14 protein-coding genes and 1 tRNA gene are annotated in these 20,769 nt (G+C 70.2%); 2 read left to right on the top strand and 13 right to left on the bottom strand.

The annotated features are described in order from the left end of the window. Positions 1 to 74: 74 nt before the first annotated feature. The 5 genes from ACWGJ2_RS08585 to ACWGJ2_RS08565 form a co-directional block, all read right to left on the bottom strand. Positions 75 to 1,679 (bottom strand): lysine N(6)-hydroxylase/L-ornithine N(5)-oxygenase family protein, encoded by a 1,605-nt coding sequence (locus tag ACWGJ2_RS08585; RefSeq protein ID WP_453345237.1) that lies wholly within the window; start codon positions 1,677 to 1,679, stop codon positions 75 to 77. After that, the gene (locus ACWGJ2_RS08580; protein WP_453345236.1) at positions 1,676 to 3,226 is read right to left on the bottom strand and encodes a pyridoxal phosphate-dependent decarboxylase family protein; all 1,551 of its coding nucleotides are present in this window, start codon (positions 3,224 to 3,226) and stop codon (positions 1,676 to 1,678) included. Before ACWGJ2_RS08580 ends, ACWGJ2_RS08585 begins: the two co-directional genes overlap by 4 nt. Before the next feature lie 355 nt (positions 3,227 to 3,581). Continuing rightward, complete coding sequence (gene pepN / locus ACWGJ2_RS08575; RefSeq protein ID WP_453345235.1) at positions 3,582 to 6,107, bottom strand: aminopeptidase N; 2,526 nt, start codon at positions 6,105 to 6,107, stop codon at positions 3,582 to 3,584. A gap of 71 nt (positions 6,108 to 6,178) precedes the next feature. Continuing rightward, complete coding sequence (locus tag ACWGJ2_RS08570; protein WP_453345234.1) at positions 6,179 to 6,946, bottom strand: transcriptional regulator; 768 nt, start codon at positions 6,944 to 6,946, stop codon at positions 6,179 to 6,181. A gap of 110 nt (positions 6,947 to 7,056) precedes the next feature. After that, positions 7,057 to 7,131: transfer RNA gene (locus tag ACWGJ2_RS08565), tRNA-Leu, on the bottom strand. Positions 7,132 to 7,262: 131 nt separating this feature from the next. On the opposite strand from ACWGJ2_RS08565, the gene ACWGJ2_RS08560 reads away from it, so the two are divergent. Then, positions 7,263 to 7,910 (top strand): ANTAR domain-containing response regulator, encoded by a 648-nt coding sequence (locus ACWGJ2_RS08560; RefSeq protein ID WP_453345326.1) that lies wholly within the window; start codon positions 7,263 to 7,265, stop codon positions 7,908 to 7,910. A 98-nt stretch (positions 7,911 to 8,008) separates the two neighbouring features. Here ACWGJ2_RS08560 and ACWGJ2_RS08555 read toward each other — a convergent pair whose 3' ends face one another. The 8 genes from ACWGJ2_RS08555 to ACWGJ2_RS08520 all read right to left on the bottom strand — a co-directional run bounded on the left by ACWGJ2_RS08555 (position 8,009) and on the right by ACWGJ2_RS08520 (position 17,702). Continuing rightward, on the bottom strand, positions 8,009 to 8,725 hold the full coding sequence (locus tag ACWGJ2_RS08555) for an ABC transporter ATP-binding protein (RefSeq protein ID WP_453345325.1): 717 nt from the start codon (positions 8,723 to 8,725) through the stop codon (positions 8,009 to 8,011). Continuing rightward, positions 8,722 to 9,654 (bottom strand): ABC transporter ATP-binding protein, encoded by a 933-nt coding sequence (locus ACWGJ2_RS08550; RefSeq protein WP_453345233.1) that lies wholly within the window; start codon positions 9,652 to 9,654, stop codon positions 8,722 to 8,724. Before ACWGJ2_RS08550 ends, ACWGJ2_RS08555 begins: the two co-directional genes overlap by 4 nt. A gap of 5 nt (positions 9,655 to 9,659) precedes the next feature. Next, entirely contained in the window at positions 9,660 to 11,498 is a 1,839-nt protein-coding gene (locus tag ACWGJ2_RS08545) for a branched-chain amino acid ABC transporter permease (RefSeq protein WP_453345232.1), read from the bottom strand. 5 nt (positions 11,499 to 11,503) lie between these two features. After that, positions 11,504 to 12,433: a branched-chain amino acid ABC transporter permease gene (locus ACWGJ2_RS08540; RefSeq protein WP_453345231.1), complete on the bottom strand. Its 930-nt coding sequence runs from the start codon at positions 12,431 to 12,433 to the stop codon at positions 11,504 to 11,506. Positions 12,434 to 12,530: 97 nt separating this feature from the next. Beyond that, on the bottom strand, positions 12,531 to 13,769 hold the full coding sequence (locus tag ACWGJ2_RS08535) for a branched-chain amino acid ABC transporter substrate-binding protein (RefSeq protein WP_453345230.1): 1,239 nt from the start codon (positions 13,767 to 13,769) through the stop codon (positions 12,531 to 12,533). A 295-nt stretch (positions 13,770 to 14,064) separates the two neighbouring features. Next, positions 14,065 to 14,667, bottom strand: coding sequence for a hypothetical protein (locus ACWGJ2_RS08530; protein ID WP_453345229.1), 603 nt, complete (start codon positions 14,665 to 14,667; stop codon positions 14,065 to 14,067). A 119-nt stretch (positions 14,668 to 14,786) separates the two neighbouring features. After that, positions 14,787 to 15,329 carry a PaaI family thioesterase gene (locus ACWGJ2_RS08525; protein ID WP_453345228.1) on the bottom strand — a complete coding sequence of 181 codons (543 nt, stop codon included), beginning with the start codon at positions 15,327 to 15,329 and terminating at the stop codon, positions 14,787 to 14,789. Positions 15,330 to 15,425: 96 nt separating this feature from the next. Further along, a complete protein-coding gene (locus ACWGJ2_RS08520; protein WP_453345227.1) occupies positions 15,426 to 17,702 on the bottom strand; it encodes an FdhF/YdeP family oxidoreductase in 2,277 nt (758 codons plus the stop codon). A gap of 261 nt (positions 17,703 to 17,963) precedes the next feature. On the opposite strand from ACWGJ2_RS08520, the gene polA reads away from it, so the two are divergent. Continuing rightward, complete coding sequence (gene polA, locus ACWGJ2_RS08515) at positions 17,964 to 20,618, top strand: DNA polymerase I (protein WP_453345324.1); 2,655 nt, start codon at positions 17,964 to 17,966, stop codon at positions 20,616 to 20,618. The last annotated feature ends 151 nt before the right edge of the window (positions 20,619 to 20,769 follow it).

The following is a 20,769-nucleotide window of genomic DNA, read 5'->3' as shown; positions in this document are numbered from 1 at the left end:
ACCCTCCCACGCCCGGTGCGCCCGGGGGACCCGGCCCGGGGACCCGGTCCCGGTCAACGGGGACCCGGTCCCGGTCAAGGGGTGCGCAGGGGGCGGACCTGCGCCGGGGGGACCCCGTCGGGGAGCGGCGCCGACGCGGTGGAGGCCGCCACGTCGCGCAGGCCGAACGAGGTGAACGCGGTCCGGCGCGGCAGCCGGAAATGCTCGCGGCCCGTCACCGCGTTGAGGATCGTCGCACTCCGGTGCGCCGCGAGCCCCAGATCGGGCGCCCCCACCCCGTGCGTGTGCCGCTCCGCGTTCTGCACATAGACCGCTCCGGTCACCGACCGGTCGAGCACGAGCCGGTACCGCTCGTCCACCCGCGGCCGCTGCGAACCGTCACGCCGGATGTACGGGTCCAGCGCCGCGAGCATCCCCTCGGCCGACCGCTCGCGGTAGCCCGTCGCCAGCACGACCGCGTCCGTCGTCAGCCGCGTGCGCTCACCCTGCTCGGCGTGCTCCAGGTGCAGCTCCAGTTGCGTGGTGCCGATGCGGCCCGCCGTCCGCACGGACACACCGGGCGTCAGCACCGCCTCCGGCCAGCCCCCGTCCACCGTGCGGTGGTACAGCTCGTCGTGGATCGCGGCGAGCGTCTCGTGGTCGACGGCCTTGTGCAACTGCCACTGCCGCGGCACGATCCGGTCCCGCACCTGCTCGGGCAGGGCGTGGAAGTAGCGCGTGTAGTCGGGCGTGAAGTGCTCCAGGCCCAGCTTGCTGTACTCCATCGGCGCGAAGGCGCCCGAACGCGTCAGCCAGTGCAGCCCCTCGCGGCCTGCGGGCCGGTGCCGCAGCAGGTCGAGGAAGACCTCGGCCCCGGACTGGCCCGAGCCGATCACCGTCACATGCCGCGCCCCGAGAAGCTGTTCGCGGTGCTCCAGATACTCGGCCGAGTGGATCACCGGGACCGTGGGCGTCTCCGCGAGCGGGCGCAGCGGCTCGGGCACATACGGCGCCGTGCCGATGCCGAGCACCAGATTGCGCGCGTACGCGCGGCCCAGCGCCTCCGCCTCGCCGCCCGCGTCGAGCTGGGTGAAGTCCAGCTCGAACAGGGCCCGCTCCGGGTTCCAGCGCACCGCGTCGACCTGGTGCCCGAAGTGCAGCCCCGTGCCGCTTGCCAGGGGCGCGGCGCCCTCACCCGTGCCGACGGCGGAGCCGTTGCCGGAGCCGGAGCCGGAGCCGTTGCCTGCTCCGGTGCCGCCGCGGGCCGCCAGACCCTCGCTCACCCAGCGGCAGTACGCGTCGTACTCGGCGCGCTCGATGTGGAAGCGCTCGGAGAAGTAGAAGGGGAACAGCCGCTCCCGCTCCTTGAGGTAGTTGAGGAACGACCAAGGGCTCGCCGGATCGGCGAGGGTCACCAGATCCGCGAGGAAAGGGACCTGGAGCGTCGCGCCCTCGATGAGGAGACCGGGGTGCCAGCGGAAGCCGGGGCGCTGGTCGTAGTGGGCCGTACGCAGGCCGGGGACGCCGTGGGCGAGCGCCGCGAGGGAGAGGTTGAAGGGCCCGATACCGATCCCGGCGAGATCGAGCGGCGCGTCGGACCGCGCCGGGTTCGGGACGTCCGGCGAGCCCGGGCGGTGCGCTGGGCCGGGGCGGTGCTGCTGGGGTCCGTCGAGGGGGCCTGGGGAGGCGGGGGCCGTCATCGGGCTGGGTGTCCTTCCGCAGCGGCGTCGTGTACGAGCGTCAGCAGCCCGGCGAGATCACCGGACCGCACATGAGGGTTGAGGAGGGTGGCCTTGAGCCAGAGCCCGTCACCGGCGACGGCCCGCCCGAGCACGGCCCGCCCCCCGGCGAGCAGCCGACGACGGATCGCGGCCACCGTCTCGCCGCCCGCCCCGACGGGCCGGAAGAGCACCGTGGACAGCGCGGGCGCCGCGTACAGCTCGAACCGCGCGTCGGCCGCGACCAGTTCCGCGAACCGGCACGCCGCCTCACAGGTCCGCTCCACCAGCTCCGCCAGCCCCTCACGGCCCAGCGCACGCAGCGTCACCGCGACCTTGAGGATGTCCGGGCGACGCGTCGTACGCAGCGAACGGCCCAGCAGATCAGGCAGGCCCGCCTCGGTGTCGTCGTCGGCGTTGAGATAGTCGGCGCGGTGGTCCAGCGGGCTCAGCGAACGGCCGTCCGGCACCAGGAACAACCCGGCGGCGACGGGCTGCCAGCCCAGCTTGTGCAGATCGAAGGTCACACTGTCGGCCTGCTCCAGACCCGCGAGCCGGGGACGCAGCCGCTCGCTGAACAAAAGCGGCCCGCCGTAGGCCGCGTCCACGTGCAGTAGCGCGTCGTACTGCCGCGCGAGGGGAACCAGCTCGGCCAGCGGATCGATGTCCCCGGTGTCGGTGGTGCCCGCCGTGGCCACCACGAACGCGGGCTCCTCCAGCGACACGAGCGCCTTCTCCAGCGCGCCGGGCTCCAGCACGCCGCGCGGCGTCGGGACCACCACCGGCGCGGGCAGGCCCAGCAGCCAAGCCGCCCGGTGGACGCTGTGGTGCGCGTTCGCGCCACAGACGACGCGAATACGCCCGTCCGCCGCGCGTTCCCGGGCGAGCAGCACGCCGAGCTGATTGGACTCCGTACCCCCGGTGGTCACCAGCGCGTCGGGCCGCCCCGGCCAGTCGCGGGTGCGGTGGGTGTCGTGCGGTGCGTGTCCGTCGCGGCCGCCGGGCGTGACCGGCGCCTCCGGCCCGCCGCGTGACGCGCCGTCGCCGGGCTCGCGGTGCGCGGGCCCGACACGACGGCCGCGATCGCCGCGCCCGCCGTAGACGAGGGCGGCCAGCGCACGGCACGTCAGCGCCTCCAGCTCCGACGCGGCGGGCGCCTGGTCCCACGAGTCCATCGACGGATTGAGCGCGCCCGCCGCCAGATCGGCCGCCGTCGCCACAGCGAGCGGCGGACAGTGCAGATGGGCGGCACAGCGCGGATCGGCCGGATCAGCGGCGCCCTCGGCGAGCAGCCGCACAAGATCGCGCAACGCCGCAGGGCCACCCGTGCCGCGCTCGGGGATGCCCGTACCGAGACCCTCGCGCACCCGCTCGGCGACCCGCTCGGGGCCACCGGCCGGCAGGGGCCCGGCGCGCTCGGCGGCACCCTCGAAGAGCGCGTCCAGCACGGTGTCGGTCAACGGCCGCAGCGCGGCAGGTCCTTCGGTGCCGCCCGCGAGCAGGCAGGGGTCGGCGGCGTACGCAGGCATGGGGAGGGCTCTTTCGGATCGTTCGGCGTCGCGGGCGAACCGGCGGTTAGGTGGGCCTAACTTATGCTTGTCCGTCCGGCTTTCGTACCGATCTCACCCGTTCTTCGCCCGAAGGGGGTACGACTGCCCCGAAAAGCGCCCCTCCCTCTGCTACGGCCCGCGCCCCGAGCGCCGCCCCCTCGCCACTGACCTCGCCCGCGCCGGACCCGGGCCTCGGGCCGGGGGCCAGGCCCGCCGCTGACGATGCGGCCTCGACCCGCCCCGGCCCCCAGTCCAGCCGTTCGACCTGAGCATCTGGACACCCGTCCCGGACGCGAGCCGCCAAGCCCCACCCCGCCCAGCGCCCCTCAAACGATCACAGCGCCCCGCGCACCCTCAACGCCCGGCGCAGATCATCGAGCTGGTCCGCCAGTTGGCGCCGCAACGCGGGCGTCGGCCCCTCACCCGCCAGACACTCCTCACCCGCACGCAACGTCCCCACCTCCACCGACGCCCGCGGGAACGCGTACCGCCCCGCCGCCTCCGCCATCGACTCACCACGCCGCCGCGCCAACTCCACCACCTCCACGAAATACCGCCCCGCGAACTCCTCCAGCAGCCCCACCTGCTCCGGCTGCCAGAAACCCTGAGCCGTCGCCGTGAACAAATAGTTCGACAACGCCTCCGACTCCGAGACCTCCCCGAACATCGCCCGCCACGCCGCCGCCTTCGCCACCCGATCCGGCAGAGCCGCCCGGCAACGAGCCGCCCCCTCCTCACCCGTCGCACTCGGATCCGCCACCAGCGCGGCCTCCACATCCTCCGCACCCGCAGCGCCCAGCACACACAGCCGCAACAACAACCGCCACCGCAACTCCGCATCCAGCTCCGGACCACCCGGCACCGCACCCGACGCCCACCACACACCCAGCTCATCCGCCGACGTCGCACTCTCGACGAAGTGCCGCACCGCCGTCAGCCGCAACCCCGCACCCGCCGCATCCGCACCCCCCGCCGTCGCCTCCAGCACCACCCGGCACGTCTCCGCCACCGCGCCCAACGCCTCCCCACGCCGCTCCGCCACCACAAAACGATCCGCCACCTGCGCCCGCGCGAACGTCAGCACACTCTGCACCACCGCGTTGTCCGACTCCGACGGCAGATGCGCCCGCATCGTCTCCAGATACGCCCACGGCGACAGCTCACCGTCCCGCACCATGTCCCGCGCCGCGTTCCACACCACCGCCCGCGACAACGCGTCCGGCAGACCCGACAACGCCTCCCGCGCCGTCGCCCACGACCCCTCGTCCAACCGCACCTTCACATACGACAGATCACCGTCGTTCAACAGCACCAGATCAGGACGCGGCCCATCCGCCACCACCGACGACTGACCACTGTCATGCGGCACATCCCGCTCCAGCCGCTCCCGCAGCACCAGCCGACCCCCACCACCCGGCACCCGGTTGTACAACCCCAACGCCAGCCGGTGCGGACGGCTCCCCGCATGCCGCACATCCACATACCACTGGCCCTCCGTCTCCGCGACCTGCGGCGTCAACGCGTCCACCCCCGTCGTCCGCAGCCACCGCTCCGCCCAGCCGTGCACATCCCGGTCCGAAGCCCGCGCCAGCGAATCGATGAAATCCGCCAGCGTCGCGTTCCCGAAACGATGCCGCGCGAAATGATCGTTGATCCCCGCCAGGAACGTCTTCTCCCCGAGCCACGCCACCAACTGCCGCAGCGCCGAAGCCCCCTTCGCGTACGAGATCCCGTCGAAGTTCAACCGCGCCGCCGCCGTATCCGGCACCGCGTCCGGATCCGGCGCCACCGGATGCGTCGAAGGACGCTGATCCGCGTCATAACCCCAGCTCTTGCGCGCGATCGCGAAATCCGTCCACGTATCCGTGAAACGCGTCGCCTCACTCAGCGTCTGATAACCCATGTACTCCGCGAACGACTCGTTCAGCCAGATGTCGTCCCACCAGCGCAGCGTCACCAGATCCCCGAACCACATGTGCGCCATCTCATGCGCGATCACCATCCCGCGCGTCTGACGCTCCGTGTCCGTCACAGCCGAACGAAACACGAACTCGTCCCGGAACGTCACCAGCCCCGGATTCTCCATCGCCCCCGCGTTGAACTCCGGCACGAACGCCTGGTCATAAGAATCAAACGGATACGGCTCATCGAAAATCTCGTGATACCGGTCGAAACAACGCCGCGTGATGTCCAGCAACTCCTCCGCGTCCGCATCCAGATACGGCGCCAGCGACCGCCGCACATGCAACCCGAACGGCAACCCCGCATGCTCCGTACGCACCGAGTGGTACGGGCCCGCCGCCACCGCGAACAGATACGTACTGACCGGCTGCGTCGGCGCACACACCCACCGGCCCTCACCCACCCGCTCCGCCACCCCGTTGCCCAGCACCGTCCACTCCACCGGCGCCGTCACCGAGACCCGGAACTCCGCCTTCAGATCCGGCTGATCGAAACACGCGAACACCAGCGGCGCATCCGACATACAGCACTGCGTGTACAGATACGCCAGCCCGTCCACCGGATCCGTGAACCGGTGCATCCCCTCACCGACACGCGAATACGGCATCTCCGCCTCGACCGCCAGCTCGTGCTCCCCCTCGGCCAGCCCCCGCAGCGGCAACCGCCCCTCCGCCAGCGCCCCCACATCCAGCCCGACGCCGTCCAGCACAGCGCTCGACAACCTGACAGGCCGCAGCTCGACGAACGTGTCCGTGTCCGCCTCCCGCACCGTGAAACGAATGCGCGTCGACGAACCGAAGACCTCCTCGCCACGTGTCAGGTCGAGATCGACCGCGTACTGCTGCACCTGGAGCAGCCGGGCACGTGTCTGCGCTTCAGAGCGCGTCAATACGGACATGCGCGCCATGGTGCCCGACACCGGGACCCCGCGCACCGCTGTTACCCGCCCCGCCTCCCCGGACCCCCGGCTCACCACTTCGGCCCCACACGCGCGTCCATGAGCGCCACCGACTCGCGCCGGGCCACCGAGACGTTGTAGTCATCGCCGCCGCGCCGCGTGTACCGCCACTCCACGCCGACCCTGTCGAGCGTGGCGCCGCACAGACGCAACAGGTCCCCGGACTTGTTGGTGAAGAAGTACCGCGGATACTCGTACCGCTTCGGCCGCCCGCCGACGATCCGCGTCGTCCAGTTGGTGATCCGGCAGCCGTCGGAGTGCACGAGCCCCCGTAACAGCCCCCACGGCTCGGCCTCCACGATCTCCTCCTGCCACGGCGCGAGGACGATGGGACGCTCGTGCTTCTTGCCGGGACCGTGCTGGGGGAAGAGGCAGGGCCAGTGGTTGCTGTAGGACGTCACCGCTTTATAGCCCGGCTGCTGGGCACGCGAGACGCGGTTGTCGGGGCGGACCGCGCGCATGGCGTGTTCGCACTCGTCGATCAGACCGGGCCAGGCGTCGGCGCAGGCGATGCGCAGGGAGTAGGTGCGGCCCAGGCGGCTGATGCAGCCGTCACCGAGATAGAGCCCGAGCAGATAGGCGTAGGCGGCGGGATCGTCGGGCAGCCGGGGAGGGCTCGCGCACCGTGGGCAGTCGGACAGTGCCCGTAAGGGTTCGAGCCGGGTCTGCCAGGAGCGGAGCGCCGCTCTGGAGATGCCGGTGCGCTTGCTGACGGCGTTGAGGCTCTGGCCCTGGGCCACGAGCGAGAGCGCGTGTTTCCGCGTAGCGATGTCGTACATGCGTACGAGTGTGAGCGTGACCACGAGCGAACAGGGAGATTCGAAGGCTTGTTCGCTATAAGGGGTGAACCCTCGTGAAGTCGCTTGCAACCTTCGATTCGAAGGAAAAGTGCCCCGGGTCGGACTCGAACCGACACTGTATGGGTTTTGAATCCATTGCCTGCTGCCAATTGGGCTACCGGGGCCAGCGGAATCGAAGGTTTACGACCACCTGCCGTGCCACTACTTTACAGGAGGTGGGTAGGCTCGATGCTCCCACCGTGCGGAAACGAGGAGCCCAGTGAGCACCGCGGACGTCCCCGAGCCCAATACCGACGTGACCGAGGCCGACGAGGCCCCCGAGACCGCTGCCGCGGAGGCGAGTGCGCATGTGCCTCCGCTGACGACGCGGGTCGTGCTCGCCGAGGATGAGGCCCTGATCCGGATGGATCTCAAAGAGATGCTGGAGGAGGAGGGCTACACCGTCGTCGGTGAGGCGGGGGACGGGCAGACGGCGATCGAGCTGGCCCGTGAGCACCGTCCTGACCTGTGCATCCTGGATGTGAAGATGCCGGTGCTCGACGGTATCTCCGCCGCGGAGAAGATCGCGGAGGAGGGTATCGCGCCGGTGCTGATGCTGACCGCGTTCTCGCAGCGTGAGCTGGTGGAGCGGGCCAGGGACGCGGGGGCGATGGCGTATCTGGTGAAGCCGTTCAGCAAGAGTGACGTGGTTCCGGCCATCGAGATGGCGGTGTCGCGGTTCACGGAGCTGAAGGCGCTGGAGCAGGAGGTCGCGGATCTTTCGCAGCGGCTGGAGACGCGGAAGCTGGTGGACCGGGCGAAGAGCGTGCTCCAGACTCAGTACGGGCTGACGGAGCCTGCCGCGTTCCGGTGGATCCAGAAGACGTCGATGGACCGCAGGCTTTCGATGCAGCAGGTCGCGGAGGCCGTGCTGGCGGATGCCGAGGAGAAGAAGCAGAAGTAGTGAGCGTGTGCCGAGGGCCCGCCCGGGATGTCCGGGCGGGCCCTCGGTGTGCGCCACGCAACACACGTCGCACAGCACGCGTCACGCGTCGTGGGCCGTCAGTCCTCGCCCAGGTATGCCTTGCGCACGGATTCGTCGTGCAGGAGTTCCTGGCCGGTGCCGGAGAGGGCGATGGTGCCGATCTCCATGACGTGGCCGTGGTCGGCGAGGGAGAGGGCCGCCTGGGCGTTCTGTTCGACGAGCAGGATCGTCGTGCCCTGGGACTTCAGCTCGGAGATGGTCTCCATGATCTTCTGCATCATGATCGGGGAGAGTCCCATGGAGGGCTCGTCGAGCATGAGGAGCTTCGGGCGGGACATCAGGGCGCGGCCCATGGCGAGCATCTGCTGTTCGCCGCCGGAGAGGGTTCCGGCGGCCTGGCGGCGGCGTTCTCCGAGGATGGGGAACAGTTCGTAGGCGCGGTTGATGTCCTGTTGGATGCCCGGGGTGTCCTTGCGGAGGAAGGCTCCGAGCTGGAGGTTCTCCTCGATGGTGAGCCGCGGGAAGATGCGGCGGCCTTCGGGGGAGTGGGCGAGTCCCATGGCGACGATCTTGTGGGCGCCGACGCCGTTGAGGGGTTCGCCGTTGAAGACGATCTTTCCGGCGAGGGGCTTGAGCAGGCCGGAGAGGGTGCGCAGGGTGGTGGTCTTGCCCGCGCCGTTGGTGCCGATGAGGGTGACGACCTGTCCGGCTTCGACGTTGAACGAGATGCCCTTGACGGCTTCGATCTTGCCGTAGGCGACGCGCAGGTCCTCGACTTCGAGCAGTGGCATCAGCCCTTGCCCCCTTCCTCTGAATCGTCGCGCCCGGTCGCCGTGTCGCTGCCTCCGGGCGTTGCCGTGGCGGCTTGTTCCGCCGCCTGGACTTCGGCGGCTTCTTCGGCGCCGGGGGCGCCTTCGAAGGGGGTGCCGAGGTAGGCGGCGACGACGCGGTCGTCGTTCTGGACCTGTTCGGGGCTGCCCTCGACGAGTTTCTGGCCCTGTACGAGGACGGCGACGCGGTCGCAGAGGTTGAAGATGAACCGCATGTCGTGCTCGATGACGAGGACGGCGGTGCCCTGTTCGCGTACGGCGAGGACGAGGTCGCGGGTGGCGCTGGTCTCGCTGGCCGTCATGCCTGCCGTGGGCTCGTCGAGCAGGAGCAGGCCGGGTTCGCTGGCGAGGGCGCGGGCGATCTCCAGCTTGCGCTGTTCGCCGTAGGGGAGGTTGCGGGCGAGGTGTTCGCGTTTGGCGGTGAGGCCGGTGAACTCCAGGAGTTCCATGGCGCGTTCCTCGGATTCGCGTTCGGCTTTCTTGAAGCCGGGTCCGCGCAGGAGTGCGGACCAGAGTCCTTCGCGGGTGCGGGTGTGGCGTCCTACGAGGACGTTTTCCAGGACTGTCATGTTGGCGAAGAGGCGGATGTTCTGGAAGGTGCGGGCGATGCCTGCCTGGGTGACCAGGTGGGAGCGGTGCGGCAGCACCTTGCCCTTGTAGGAGACGGTGCCCTCGGTGGGGACGTAGAGACCGGTGAGGCAGTTGAAGAAGGTGGTCTTGCCGGCGCCGTTGGGTCCGATGAGGCCGAGGATCTCGCCGCTGGCGACGGTGAGGTCGACGTTCTGGACCGCGGTGAGTCCGCCGAAGCGCATGGTGACGCCGGAGGCTTCCAGTACGGGGCTGCCGTCCGCCGGTGTGGTGCCGGGGGATGTGGTCGTGGTTGTGGTGGTCATCTGTCTCATGCCCCCGTCTTGCTGAGGCCGGGTGTGCCCTTGGGCACGTCGAGCTGTCCTGTGTCGTGGAATTCGAGCTGCTTGCGCCGGTCGGCGATGAGGCCCTCGGGGCGGAAGCGCATGAGGAGGACGAGCGCGAGGCCGAAGAGCAGCAGTTGGTAGTCGCCGATGAACTGGAGCTTGGCGGGGATGAGGTAGAGCAGTGAGGCGCCGATGAGGGGTCCGGAGACGGTGCCCATGCCGCCGAGGATGACGGCGGCGAGGAGGAAGGCGGAGTTGGGCGGGACGACCTCGACGAACTGGTACTGCTCGGGTGTGACGGACGAGGTGACGTGTGCCTGTACGGTGCCTGCCATTCCGGCGAGGGTGGCGCCGAGTGCGAAGGCGATGAGCTTGACGCGGAAGCCGTTGATGCCCATGGCGCGGGCTGCGGTCTCGTCTTCGCGGACGGCGACCCAGGCGCGGCCGATGCGGGAGCGGTCGGCGCGCCGGAAGACGGTGACGACGATGATCGTGAAGATCAGCATCAGTAGGTAGTAGTTGGCGAAGGGGCCGAGTTCGAAGCCGAGGACGGTGTGGTCCTCGCCGAGGTTGAAGCCGAGGATCTCCAGGTCGGGGATGTTGGCGATGCCGTTGGCTCCGTTGGTGACGGAGGGGCCTGAGGAGCCGTCGAGGTTCTCCATGACGATGCGGAAGATCTCGCCGAAGCCGAGGGTGACGATGGCGAGGTAGTCGCCGCGGAGCCGCAGGGTGGGGGCGCCGATGAGGACGCCGAAGACGAGTGAGGCTCCGGCGCCGGTGAGGACGGCGGCCCAGAAGGGGAACTGGACGCCGAGTACGGAGGTCTCGGAGCCGGAGACGAGGGCCGCGGCGTAGGCGCCGACGCCGAGGAAGGCGACGTAGCCGAGGTCGAGGAGTCCGGCGAGGCCGACGACGACGTTCAGGCCGAGGGCGACGGTGGCGAAGATGAGGATGTTGGCGGCGACGGAGGTGTACTGGTCGCTGCTCTGGGTGAAGGGGAAGCAGGCGGCGGCGACGAAGGCGGCTGTGAGGGAGATGGTGCGGTGTTTGCCGGTGAGTCCTGCGAGGCGTCGGGTGAGTCCGGCTCTGCCGAGCGCGGGTGCGGCGAAGCCGACGAGGACGAGGTAGCCGACGAAGAGTTCGCCGTAGGAGGTGTCGATGCCGTAGGTGAACAGGTAGAGGGCTGCGCCGAAGGAGACCGCGATGATGAGGATCTCGGCCCAGCCGGGGAGTTCCTTGGCGGGTGTGGGCGCGGGTGCCTTGAAGGAGTGCAGCAGTCGCTGCCAGGGGTTGGGCCGGTCCTGTCCCGGGAGGGGTTCGTAGGGGGTGTCGGCGGGGAGTCCGAGGGCTCCGGCGAGGGTGGCGAGGGTGGCGAGTACGGCGACCCACATGCCGGGTTCGAAGTTGACGAGTCCGCCGAGGGTGCCGGTGATGGCGCCCGCCGTGTACCAGGTGGTGCCCAGGGTGCCGAGGGCGAGGAGGAGTACGGGGCTGTGGGTGCCGCCGGGGGTGAGCCAGCGCAGTCCGCGGAGGCGGTAGGCGCCGGAGAGCAGGAAGAGGAGGGTGAGGACGGAGCCGACGAGGGTGAGGAGCTGGAGGTCCACGGGCGAGCCGTAGTAGGTGAGGTCGCCGGGGAATTCGGCGGTCCAGGTCCAGGCGAGCATGGTGCTCGCGAAGGTGGCGGCGGCTCCGGCCGCGGTGATGAGGCGTGCCGCGCCCGCGGGGAGCGGGAGGGTGCCCGGGGTGGTGCGGTGGCTGGTGGCGGTGTTCGCCGTGTCGGGGCCGCCGGGGTCGGCGGGTGTGGTGGGGTCGGTGGCCGTCATGCGTATCACGCCCTGTCCGCGACGCGCTCGCCGAGCAGGCCCTGGGGCCGTACCAGCAGTACAAGGATGAGGAGGGCGAAGGCCCAGACGTTCTTCCAGGCGCCGCCGCCGAACAGTTCCATGCCGGGGATGTTCTCGATGTAGGCGGTGGCGAGGGATTCGGCGAGGCCGAGGACGAGGCCGCCGAGCATGGCGCCGTAGATGTTGCCGATGCCTCCGAGGACGGCCGCTGTGAATGCCTTGAGGCCGAGGATGAAGCCGATCTTGAAGTCGATCTGCCCGTACTTGAGGCCGTAGGCGAGCGCGGCGACGCCGCCGAAGGCCGCTCCGATGGCGAAGGCGGTGACGATGATGCGGTCGGTGTTGATGCCCATCAGCTTGGCGGTGTCGGGGTCCTGCGAGGTCGCCTGCATGGCCCGGCCTGTGCGGGTCTTGGAGACGAAGAAGCCGAGTGCGGCCATGCAGATGGGGGCCGCTATGAGCAGGAAGATCTCGCCGCGCTGGATGTTGGCGCCGAGGATCTCGAAGCTCTCGCCGCTGAACTGGGGGAAGGAGCGGGCCTTCTTGGCGTCCGGGTAGAACGTCCAGATGAGCTGCTGGAGCATGATCGAGAGGCCGATGGCGGTGATGAGCGGGGCGAGCCGTGGTGCTCCGCGCAGCGGCCGGTAGGCGAATCGCTCGGCTCCGATGCCGACGAGGACGGTGACGGCGACCGCCATGAGGAGCATGAGGGGCAGGGCGAGGACGAGCGAGGTGCCTTCGGGGAGGATCAGCCATGCGGTCAGTGCTCCGAAGGAGCCGACCATGACGATCTCACCGTGGGCGAAGTTGATGAGCTGGATGATGCCGTAGACCATCGTGTATCCGATCGCGATGAGACCGTACATCGCGCCGAGAATGAGTCCACTGGCCAGTTGCTGCGGCAGGTCGTTCACCGCTGGGCCTCCGAGTGGTGTCAGATACGACCGCGCGGGGGCGCTGTTGGCGCCCCCGCGGGTGTGTGGGCGTGCGGGACGGGGCGGTTGGCCCGGGTCAGTCGTTGAAGGTGCCGGTCTTGACGGGCTTGTGCTCGCCGTCCTTGACCTCGTACAGCGAGAGCTGCTTGTTGGTGGTGTCGCCGTACTGGTCGAAGCCGACCTGGCCGCTGACGCCGTCGAACTTGACGTCCTGGGTGGCCTCGACGACCTGCTCGCGGGCCTCGTTGATGTCCTCGGGCAGCTTGCCGTCGTTCTTCTCGACGACTGCCTTGACGGCCTCGATGATGGCCCAGGTGGAGTCGTAGGCGTAGCCGCCGTATGCCTCGTAGGGGAGCTTGTAGCCCTCGGCCTTGTAGTTCTTCATGAACTCCTTGGCCGTGTCGAGCGTCTCCAGGGGGGCGCCGACGGAGGAGGCGAGGTCGCCCTCGGAGTTCTTCTTGGCGAGCTTCACGTACTCGGCGCTGAAGAGTGCGTCACCGCCGACGACGGGGCCGTCGAGCCCGGCCTGCTTGGCCTGGTCGGAGAGGGGGGCGCCGGCCGGGTACTCGCCGCCGTAGTAGACGAATTCGGGCTTCGCCTTGGCGATCTTGTTGGCGACGGCGGTGAAGTCCTTCTCCTTGGGGTCGACGTGGTCGGTGCCGACCACCTTGCCGCCCAGCTTCTCGAACTCGGCCTTGAAGGTCGCCGCGAGGCCCTTGCCGTAGGTCTTCTTGTCGTCGACCACGTAGACGGACTTGAGCTTCTTCTCGTTGTACATGTACTGCGCGGCGAACGGGCCCTGGATGGCGTCCGTCGTGGAGGTGCGGAAGTACGTGTCGAAGGGGCGCTCCTTCTTGCCGGTGCGCCAGTTGTTGCCCTGGGACAGCTCGGGCGCCGTGTTGGCGGGCGAGATCTGGACCATGTTCGCCTTGTCGAAGACTTTCTGCATCGACTGGCCGACGTTGGAGTTCAGGGGGCCGACGGCGCCGATGACCTCGTCGTTGGCGATGAACTTGTTGGCGTTCTGCTGTCCTGCCGAGGGCTGGGCCGCGTCGTCGAGCGGCTCCAGCTTGAAGGTGATGCCCTCGGCCGTCTTCTCCTTGTTCGCGGTCTTGACCGCGAGGTCGGCCGAGTTCTTGATGCCCTGGCCCAGAGCGGACAGGTCACCGGTGAGCGGGGCATCGAGCCCGATGGTGACAGTGGTGTTCTCTCCACTGTCCCCGCCGCCGCTTTCGTCGCGTGATCCGCACGCGGAGAGCGTGAGGGCTCCCGCGGTGACGGCGGTGGTGAGTATGAGCAAGGAACGGTGACGCACGATCAGTCCTTTCCCCTGGCGCGGCCATCACAGGTGAATGGCCGTAGGCGCGCCGGGCCGTACTGGGGTGGTACAGATCGGTGCTCGCATCGCACGCCCGGCGGCGCGGTGACTGGCGGTGACTCTATGGCCGAGGACTGAAGTCGGGCAGAGGTGCAAGCCAGGATGTGACTCTCTTGTTATTGACGCGCGTCGAGGTGTACCTCTCCGGGCGCGGTGTCCCTTACAACGCTTCTGTTTCGGGGTGTATCGGCGATGTAGCGGACACGTATCGGGCATCGAAGGGCCAGTTGGCTCAGGGGGCGGGTGTGGAGGAGCGCGAAGAGGGTCCGCATACCGTACGGAATACCCGCGTCAGTTCGTGTGCGTACCTTTCTCCCGGGATCACGCTGAAGTCCTGCACCGCGCGCGTGTTACGGAGCGTCACTTCGAGGAAGGGCATGCCCGCGTCGATCGGCAGCCCTCGGCAACTGATGATCCGCGCACGCAGGATGAGCTTCTTGGGGGAGTACGCGGTGACCTCGACGGGGTGCGGCGAGGCGGAGGTGAGGTCGAGCGATTCGTAGCCCTGGGTGACGCGTTCGACGGAGACGGGCGAGGTGGTGCTGGCGAGCAGCTCGATCGTGAACGTCCCCTCGTCGGGGGAGACGTCGCTGATCCGCGAGAAGCTGACGCTGACGGCCTGCGCGGGGTAGGGGGCGCGGGCGCGCGGCGGGGCGTGCGGGGGGCCGGGGCGTACGGCGAGGGCGTAGCCGGTGGCGGCGGCGAGCAGGGCGAGGCCGAGCGCTGTGACGGCCGTGCGGCGTACGCGGCGGGGGAGGGCTTCCCAGCGCTCGTGCAGGCGCCGTGATTCGTCCCCGGCCGCCAGCACTTCGGGTTCGCGCACGGAGTCCCCCATGCGCGTGAAGCTAGCGGGCTCGTGCGCCGGGGGCCAGAGCGCGTGCCGGTGCGCGGCCGGGCGCACCGGTTCCGGGCGCTCCGGCCGCGTGGTGCGGTCGGCGGACGGTCAGTACACGGTCAGCGCGCTGCGTCCTCGCGGCTGCCGTCACCGTTGGTGCCGCCGGTGCCGGTGCCGGTGCCGGTGCCGTTGGTGCTGCCGCCGTCGGGTGAGGCATCGCGCAGCATGCAGGTCAGCCGCGCGGTGCACACCCGCTTGCCCCGCTCGTCGGTGATGACGACCTCGTACGTGGCGGTGCTGCGGCCCTGGTGCGCGGGGGTGGCGACGCCGGTGACCAGCCCTGAGCGCAGGCCGCGGTGGTGGGTGCAGTTGAGGTCGACGCCGACGGCGATCTTGCCGGGGCCGCCGTGCAGCATGGCGCCGACCGAGCCGAGGGTCTCGGCGAGCACGGCGGAGGCGCCGCCGTGCAGCAGCCCGTACGGCTGGGTGTTGCCCTCTACGGGGAGGGTGCCGACGACCCTCTCCGGTGCCGCCTCCATCACCTGGAGGCCCATGCGCTCGCCGAGGTGACCGGCCGAGAAGAGGGACGGCAGGTCGAGGCCTGACCCCGCCCACTGGTCGAGGATCTCCTGCGGGAACTTGGTCGTGGTCTGCTCGCCCATGGGCTGCGGCTCCGATCACCCTCGTGCGGCCGGCACCGTCGGCCGGTCATGTCGCTGTTCTACCCACCTGTTCCTATCAGGTGGCTGAGCGCGCGCTCAGGAGGGAGTGACGCGGATCACCACGGACTTGCTGGCCGGGGTGTTGCTGACGTCGGCGGTGGCGTCCAGGGGCACGAGGACGTTCGTCTCCGGGTAGTAGGCGGCGGCGCAGCCGCGCGCGGTCGGGTAGTGCACGACGCGGAAGCCGCGCGCCGTGCGCTCTGTGCCGTCGTTCCACTCGCTGGTGAGGTCGGCGTAGGCGCCGTCGGCCAGGCCGAGCGCCGCCGCGTCCTCGGGGTGTACGAGGACGACGCGGCGGCCGTTCTTGATGCCCCGGTAGCGGTCGTCGAGGCCGTAGATCGTGGTGTTGTACTGGTCGTGGGAGCGCAGCGTCTGGAGCAGCAGCCGCCCCTCGGGCAGCCTCGGGTACTCGACGGGCGCCGCGGTGAAGTTGGCCTTCCCCGTGGCGGTGGGGAAGCGGCGGTCGTCGCGCGGCGCGTGCGGCAGCGCGAACCCCTCGGGGCGTGCCACGCGGGCGTTGAAGTCCTCGAAGCCGGGGATGACGCGGGCTATGCGGTCGCGGATCGTCGCGTAGTCCTTCTCGAACTCCTCCCACGGCGTGGCCGAGTCCGCGCCCAGCACGCGGCGGGCCATCCGGCTCACGATCGCGGGCTCGGACAGCAGGTGCTCGCTCGCCGGCTCCAGGCGCCCGCGCGAGGCGTGCACCATGCCCATGGAGTCCTCGACGGTCACGAACTGCTCGCCGCTGCCCTGGAGATCGCGCTCGGTCCTGCCCAGCGTGGGCAGGATCAGGGCGCGGGCGCCCGTGACGCAGTGTGAGCGGTTCAGCTTCGTGGAGACGTGCACCGTCAGCCGTGCGCGGCGCATCGCGTCCTCGGTGACGTCGGTGTCGGGGGAGGCGGCCACGAAGTTGCCGCCCATCGCGAAGAAGACCTTGGCCTGCCCGTCGCGCAGGGCGCGGATGGCGCGGACGACGTCAAGACCGTGCTCGCGCGGGGGCGCGAAGCCGAACTCCTTCTCCAGGGCGTCCAGGAACGCGGGCGCGGGCCGCTCGAAGATGCCCATGGTGCGGTCGCCCTGCACGTTGCTGTGCCCGCGCACGGGGCAGACGCCCGCGCCGGGGCGGCCGATGTTGCCGCGCAGCAGCAGGAAGTTGACGACCTCGCGGATGGTGGGCACGGAGTGCTTGTGCTGGGTGAGGCCCATCGCCCAGCACACGACGGTGCGCTCGGACTCCAGGACCATGCGCAGGGCGGCCTCGATCTCGACCCGGTCCAGGCCCGTCGCCGCGAGCGTCGACTCCCAGTCGGCGTCGCCCTCGCGTGCGGTGCGCGCGAACTCCTCGAAGCCGTGCGTGTAGGTGCGCACGAACTCCTCGTCGACGGCGCCCTCCGTCTCCAGGATGAGCCGGTTCAACGCACGGAAGAGGGCTTGGTCGCCGCCGATGCGGATCTGGAGGAACAGGTCGGTGAGCGGGGTGCCGCCGCCCGCGAGGCCGCGCGGGGTCTGCGGGTTCTTGAACCGCTCCAGGCCCGCCTCGGGCAGCGGGTTCACCGTCATGATCTTCGCGCCGCCCGCCTTCGCCTTCTCCAGCGCGGAGAGCATGCGGGGGTGGTTGGTGCCCGGGTTCTGCCCGGCGACGATGATCAGATCGGCCTTGTGGAGGTCGTCCAGCAGCACGCTGCCCTTGCCGACGCCGAGGGTCTCGGTGAGCGCGGAGCCCGAGGACTCGTGGCACATGTTGGAGCAGTCGGGCAGGTTGTTGGTGCCGAACTCGCGCGCGAAGAGCTGGTAGAGGAACGCGGCCTCGTTGCTGGTGCGGCCCGAGGTGTAGAAGAGGGCCTCGTCCGGGGAGTCCAGCGCGGTCAGTTCCTCGGCGATGATGTCGAACGCGCGCTCCCAGGAGACCGGCTCGTAGCGCTCGCCGCCCTCGGGCAGGTACATCGGCCGGGTGAGACGGCCCTGCTGGCCGAGCCAGTAGCCGGAGCGGTGCGCGAGGTCGGCGACGGGGTGCTCGGCGAAGAACTCCGGGGTGACCCTGCGCAGCGTCGCCTCCTCGGCGACGGCCTTGGCGCCGTTCTCGCAGAACTCGGCCGCGTGCCGCTTGTCCGGCTCGGGCCAGGCGCAGCCCGGACAGTCGAAGCCGTCCTTCTGGTTGACCCGGAGCAGGGTGAGCGCGGTGCGGCGCACCCCCATCTGCTGCTGGGCGATGCGGAGGGAGTGTCCGACGGCGGCCGTTCCGGCGGCGTAGTGCTGGGGAGCGGAGACGTCGGGGGAGTCCTGGACCGGGTCCTGAGCAGGCGGCTTACGCATGGTGCCGATCCTGCCACGGTGTGCGGCGCGGACGGGAGGGGGACGGGGGCGGGGTGCCGGAGGGCACACGGCGCGGGTGACCGAGCGTGGCGGGAGTGACACGAGGGGCTCGTCGTCCACCGGGCCGACGGCTTCGGCCCGACGCTTCCGGGGCTCGCGGGCGGGGGAACCGGATTGTCAGTGGGCCGTGACAGTATCGGGGACGTGGCTAAGAAGGCATCGAAAGAGACGGCACCCCAGCACGCGCAGCGCCTGCTCCTCATGGACGGGCACTCTTTGGCCTACAGGGCGTTCTTCGCGCTGCCCGCGGAGAATTTCTCCACCTCCACGGGCCAGCCGACGAACGCGATCTACGGCTTCGCCTCGATGCTGGCGAACACCCTGCGCGACGAAGCGCCCACCCACTTCGCCGTCGCCTTCGACGTCTCGCGCAAGACCTGGCGCTCCGAGGAGTTCGCCGAGTACAAGGCGAACCGCTCCAAGACCCCGGACGAGTTCAAGGGCCAGGTCGAGCTGATCGGGGAGCTGCTGGACGCGATGGGCGTGCGCCGCTTCGCCGTCGACGGCTTCGAGGCGGACGATGTCATCGCCACGCTCGCCACCCAGGCCGAGGCCGAGGGCTTCCAGGTCTCGATCGTCACCGGTGACCGCGATTCCTTCCAGCTCGTGAGCGATCAGGTCACGGTGCTCTACCCCACGAAGGGCGTCTCGGAGCTGACGCGCTTCACGCCGGAGAAGGTCCAGGAGAAGTACGGCCTGTCGCCCTCCCAGTACCCGGACTTCGCGGCCCTGCGCGGTGACCCGTCGGACAACCTCCCGGGCATCCCCGGCGTCGGCGAGAAGACCGCCACGAAGTGGATCACCCAGTTCGGTTCCCTCGCGGATCTCGTCGAGCGTGCCGAGGAGGTCAAGGGCAAGGCCGGGCAGAACCTCCGCGAGCACCTGGACTCCATCAAGCTCAACCGCCATCTGACGGAGCTGGTCAGGGACGTCGAGCTGCCCTGCCGCCCGGATGACCTGGAGCGCGCGGCGTACGACAGGGAGGCGCTCGGAGTCGTTCTGGACGCGCTGGAGTTCCGCAACCCGAACTTCCGGGAGCGGCTGTTCGCCGTCGATCCCGGAGCGGTCGAGGAGGAGATCGTCCCGGACGCCGGAGTCGAGGTGGACGGCGCGGTGCTCGGCGCGGGCGAGCTGGGCCCGTGGCTGGACGAGCACGGGGGCGTGCCGCTCGGCCTGGCCACGGTCGATGTGTGGAAGCTGGGCACGGGCAGCGTCAGCGAGATCGCGCTGGCCACGGCCGAGGGCCCGGCCGCCTGGTTCGATCCCGCGCAGCTGGACGAGGCGGACGAGAAGGCGTTCGCCGCCTGGAGCGCGGACGCGGCCAGGAAGAAGGTGCTGCACGACGCCAAGGCGATCATGCGGGTCTTCGGTGAGCACGGCTGGAGCGTCGAGGGCGTCCACATGGACACCGCGCTGGCCGCCTATCTGGACAAGCCGGGCCGCCGCTCCTTCGCGCTGGACGCCCTGTCCGTGGAGTATCTGGGCCGCGAGCTGGGCCCGGCGGCCGAGGGCGGCGGACAGCTCGCCTTCGGCGTGGACGAGCAGGCGGAGGCCGAGGCGCTGATGGCCAAGGCCCGCACGATCCTCGATCTCGGCGAGGTCTTCGAGGGCAGGCTGGCGCAGGTCGGCGCGGCGGAGCTGCTGCGGGACATGGAGCTGCCCACCTCGGCGCTGCTGGCCCGCATGGAGCGCGCGGGCATCGCGGCCGACCGCGAGTGGCTGACGAAGATGGAGCAGCAGTTCGCCGACGCCGTCCAGCAGGCGGTGAAGGAAGCGCACGCGGCGGTGGGCCACGAGTTCAACCTCGGCTCGCCCAAGCAGCTCCAGGAGGTCCTCTTCGGCGAGCTGGGCCTGCCCAAGACGAAGAAGACCAAGACCGGCTACACCACGGACGCCGACGCCCTCGCCTGGCTCGCCGCGCAGACCGAGCACGAGCTGCCGGTGCTGATGCTGCGCTATCGCGAGCAGCAGAAGCTGCGCACCACCGTCGAGGGCCTGATCAAGACCATCGCCGCCGACGGCCGCATCCACACCAGCTTCAGCCAGACCGTGGCGGCCACGGGCCGCCTCTCCTCCACGGAACCCAACCTCCAGAACGTGCCGGTGCGCACGGACGAGGGCCGCGCGATCCGCAAGGGCTTCCGCGTCGGCGAGGGCTATGAGTCCCTCATGACCGCGGACTACAGCCAGATCGAGCTGCGCGTCATGGCCCACCTGTCGGAGGACGCGGGCCTGATCGAGGCGTTCACCTCCGGCGAGGACCTGCACACCACCGTCGCCTCGCAGGTCTTCGGCGTGGAGAAGTCCCAGGTCGATCCCGAGATGCGCCGCAAGATCAAGGCGATGTCCTACGGGCTGGCGTACGGCCTGTCCGCCTTCGGCCTCTCCCAGCAGCTCGGCATCGCCCCGGACGAGGCCCGCAGGCTGATGGACAACTTCTTCGAGCGCTTCGGCGGCGTGCGGGACTATCTCCAGAACGTCGTGGAGGAGGCCCGCGCCATCGGCTACACCCAGACGATCCTGGGCCGCCGCCGCTATCTCCCCGACCTCAACAGCGACAACCGCCAGCGCCGCGAGATGGCCGAGCGGATGGCGCTCAACGCGCCGATCCAGGGCACGGCGGCCGACATCGTCAAGATCGCGATGCTGCGCGTGGACGAGGCACTGCGCAAGGAGAAGCTCAGCTCGCGCATGCTGCTCCAGGTGCACGACGAAATCGTGCTGGAGATCTCGCCGGGCGAGCGGGAAGCGGTGGAGGAGCTGGTCCGGCGCGAGATGGCCGGGGCGGCCAAGCTGCGCGCCCCGCTGGACGTCTCCGTCGGCTCCGGCCCGGACTGGGAGTCCGCGGCGCACTGACGCAGGCGGGGACGGCGCAGGGCTCGTCGGCCGGGTGCGTCGGGCAGGGGCCGCAGGAGCTGGGCGGGGGTTCCGGTGCGTCGGCCGTGGCGGGGGCCGGTTCCGGTTCTGCGGCGGGGCCTCGTTGCGCCGCTTGGCGCAGTCCCGCGTG

The organism is Streptomyces sp. NPDC054796 (genome assembly GCF_053611545.1).
This window is presented reverse-complemented; position numbering and strand designations above follow the sequence as displayed.

Bases quoted from the DNA above. Each gene is read 5' to 3' on its own strand.
- ACWGJ2_RS08550 (WP_453345233.1), bottom strand. From the start codon at position 9,654: ATGACCACCACAACCACGACCACATCCCCCGGCACCACACCGGCGGAC.
- pepN (WP_453345235.1), bottom strand. From the start codon at position 6,107: ATGTCCGTATTGACGCGCTCTGAAGCGCAGACACGTGCCCGGCTGCTC.
- ACWGJ2_RS08520 (WP_453345227.1), bottom strand. From the start codon at position 17,702: ATGCGTAAGCCGCCTGCTCAGGACCCGGTCCAGGACTCCCCCGACGTC.
- polA (WP_453345324.1), top strand. From the start codon at position 17,964: ATGGACGGGCACTCTTTGGCCTACAGGGCGTTCTTCGCGCTGCCCGCG.
- ACWGJ2_RS08525 (WP_453345228.1), bottom strand. From the start codon at position 15,329: ATGGGCGAGCAGACCACGACCAAGTTCCCGCAGGAGATCCTCGACCAG.
- ACWGJ2_RS08580 (WP_453345236.1), bottom strand. From the start codon at position 3,226: ATGCCTGCGTACGCCGCCGACCCCTGCCTGCTCGCGGGCGGCACCGAA.
- ACWGJ2_RS08545 (WP_453345232.1), bottom strand. From the start codon at position 11,498: ATGACGGCCACCGACCCCACCACACCCGCCGACCCCGGCGGCCCCGAC.
- ACWGJ2_RS08530 (WP_453345229.1), bottom strand. From the start codon at position 14,667: ATGGGGGACTCCGTGCGCGAACCCGAAGTGCTGGCGGCCGGGGACGAA.
- ACWGJ2_RS08585 (WP_453345237.1), bottom strand. From the start codon at position 1,679: ATGACGGCCCCCGCCTCCCCAGGCCCCCTCGACGGACCCCAGCAGCAC.
- ACWGJ2_RS08570 (WP_453345234.1), bottom strand. From the start codon at position 6,946: ATGTACGACATCGCTACGCGGAAACACGCGCTCTCGCTCGTGGCCCAG.